This is a genomic window from Streptomyces sp. NPDC051172, from assembly GCF_040682555.1.
GTDB lineage: Bacteria > Actinomycetota > Actinomycetes > Streptomycetales > Streptomycetaceae > Streptomyces.
Genome location: NZ_JBFBBE010000435.1, coordinates 1 through 1,122 on the forward strand (window position 1 = coordinate 1; position 1,122 = coordinate 1,122).

Below are 1,122 nucleotides of genomic sequence, written 5' to 3' on the forward strand. Positions count from 1 at the left end.
GCTGGGTGGTCATGACGTCCTCCTGAGGATCGGTCCGGTTCGTGAAGGGTTCGGTGAGACGTGTCCGTCGCTGCCGTTGACATCCACCTTGGCCCCGGGCAAGGCCCTCGGGAGCACAGAATCGGTGGAAACTCCGGCCGTTCCTGCCACTGGGTCAGAACGTGACGGTCCTTATGCCCCGGTGTGGCTTGGGTCACGACAACGGCCCCCCGCTTGTCAAGAATGTGGCGTTCTTTCCGTCACACGTGTTCTGCGGCCCCGGATCCGTCTACAGTTCCGCGCATGATGACCCGCCCGCTTCCCGAGGACAGCGCGACCGTGGACGCCGTCGCACTGGGCCGCCGCGTCCGGCACCTGCGCAAGCAGGCCGGACTCACCCTGGACCAGCTCGCGGAGCGCACGGGCGTGAGCGGTTCGCACCTGTCCCTCGTGGAGAACGCCCGCCGCGAGCCGCGACTCTCGCTGGTCCAGCGGATCGCGGAGGTCCTGGGCGTGCCGGTCGAGGACCTGCTCACCGGCCGGGCCCCCACCCGTCGGGCCGAACTGGAGATCGAGGTCGAACGGTTCGCGCGCTCGGAGCACTACGCCTCCCTCGGCCTGCCGCCGCTGCGCATCGGGCCCCGCACCCCCACCGAGGTCCTCGAGGTGATCGCGGGGCTGGAGGCCGAGCTGCGCCGTCGCCTGGAGGAGCAGGCCGCCACCCCCGAGGAGGCGCGCCGCGCCAACGCCCAGCTGCGCGCCCAGATGCGCGCGGTGGACAACCACTACCCCGACCTCGAGGCCGAGGCGCATCGGCTGCTCGACGCGATCGGCCACACGGGCGGGCCGCTGGGCCTGCACGCGGTCTCGGAGCTGGCCGAGCACCTCGGCTTCACGCTGCGCTTCGTCCCGGATCTGCCGCACTCCACGCGCTCCGTCACGGACCTCAAGCACGGGCGCATCCACATCAGCGGCTCCCGCTCCTCGGACCACGACCGCCGCACCGTGGTGCTCCAGGCCCTCGCCGCCGCCGTCCTGGGCCACGGCGAGCCGCGGGACTACGAGGACTTACAGTAACCGTGGACGGCGAGGACCTGGTGCGCATCCAGGGCGCCGGTCAGGAGGTCGACGCCGCGGCCGCGG

Annotated in this window: 1 protein-coding gene; it reads left to right on the forward strand. The window is 71.7% G+C overall.

The annotated features are described in order from the left end of the window. The first annotated feature begins 282 nt into the window (after positions 1-282). On the forward strand, positions 283-1,056 hold the full coding sequence (locus tag AB0N07_RS51735) for a helix-turn-helix domain-containing protein (RefSeq protein ID WP_365848040.1): 774 nt from the start codon (positions 283-285) through the stop codon (positions 1,054-1,056). Positions 1,057-1,122 lie beyond the last annotated feature (66 nt).

Coding starts and splice junctions, on each gene's coding strand:
- AB0N07_RS51735 (WP_365848040.1), top strand. CDS start 283: ATGATGACCCGCCCGCTTCCCGAGGACAGCGCGACCGTGGACGCCGTC.